Raw genomic sequence first — 1,312 nt, forward strand, 5'->3', positions numbered from 1 at the left:
GGACGGGCTCAGCCCGATCGCGGCGTGGCCCGGCCGGCCGAGGTCCTGCACCAGGAGTTGCGGGCCCGCCGTGACTACGGTGATCACCGGCTACACCCCCCTGAACCGCACGCGCGTTCCCGGCGTAATCAGCGCCGGCTGCTCCCGCGCGGCGTCCCACAGCCGCTCATCGGTCCTGCCGATCAGCTGCCAGCCGCCGGGTGACGCGGAGGGGTAGATGCCGGTGAATTCGCCCGCCAAACCCACCGATCCGGCCGGCACCCGGGTCCGCGGTTCGGCCAGCCGCGGTACCTGCAGCGGGTTCCCGGGTGCCACCAGGTAGGCGAAGCCCGGCGCAAAGCCGGTGAAAGCGGCTACCCATTCGCACTGCTGATGGCGTCGCACAACGTCCGCCTCGCTCACGCCCAGGATCCGCGCCACCGCCGGCAGGTCCTCCCCCGAGTAGTCCACCTCGACCGTGACCTCGTCCCCGGTGGTGCGTGCGCCGCCGTCGTCGTGCGGTGGGGTCTGTTCCAGCCAGCGGCGGACGACGGCGGCGGCCGCCGGGTCGTCGAAGGTCGTCAGGATGGTGCGGGCCGCGGGAACCAGCTCCGTCACGCCTGGCAGCGGCGCAACCGAGAGTGCGTTGTAGTGCGCCAGGACGTCGTCGAGGGTGTCGAATTCGGCGAGCAGGGCGCCCGCGCCGAAGGGCAGGATCCGCACCCTACCGTCCAGTGGTGCCGGGCCCGAAGGGAGCGGGAACGGGTGCCTCGCCGGGGCCTGGGGAATCCCCGAGGGTGGCACGGGAAACCCCGCCGGTCGAGCGCCGGCCGGTCCCGTGGCCCGCCGTGCCCGTGAAGGGACGCAGCGGGATCCCGGCGGCGGCCAGCCGTTCCCGGACCAGCCGCGCCATCGCCACCGCGCCCGGGGTATCGCCGTGGACGCAGAGCGAATCCGCCGCCCCGGCCGAGGCGAAGTCCACCGCCCGGTCGGCAATCTCCTCCAGGTCTTCCAGCAGGGCGCCGGGCTCGCCGCGCGGAATGAGTGTTCCGTCCGCCCGGTAACCGCGATCCACGAAAGCCTCCCGGAACACCGGCAGTCCGGCGGCGGCCGCCAGTTCGAGCGCCGCCGATCCGGGCAGCCCGAGGAGGGGAAGCCGCGGCTCGAAGGCGCCGATGGCTTCGACCACCGCCGCGGCCTGGCTGCGGTCGTGGACTATCCGGTTATAGAGCGCGCCGTGCGGTTTTACGTACGCCAGCCGTGCCCCCGCGCCCCTGGCAATCCGGTCGATGGCGGCCAGCTGGGCCACCACGTCGGCGGCCAGGTCGGCCGC

The 1,312-nt window shown here is 73.8% G+C and carries 2 protein-coding genes; both read right to left on the reverse strand.

The window, feature by feature from the left end; genetic code table 11:
- Nucleotides 1-90: 90 nt before the first annotated feature.
- Entirely contained in the window at nucleotides 91-702 is a 612-nt protein-coding gene (locus tag AC5RV2_RS18050) for a 5-oxoprolinase subunit B family protein (RefSeq protein WP_494093467.1), read from the reverse strand.
- A gap of 1 nt (nucleotide 703) precedes the next feature.
- The coding region (locus AC5RV2_RS18055) for a LamB/YcsF family protein (RefSeq protein ID WP_494093468.1) at nucleotides 704-1,312 on the reverse strand (609 nt) is incomplete at its 5' end.

The sequence above is a fragment of the Arthrobacter sp. Y3225116 genome (genome assembly GCF_059091245.1).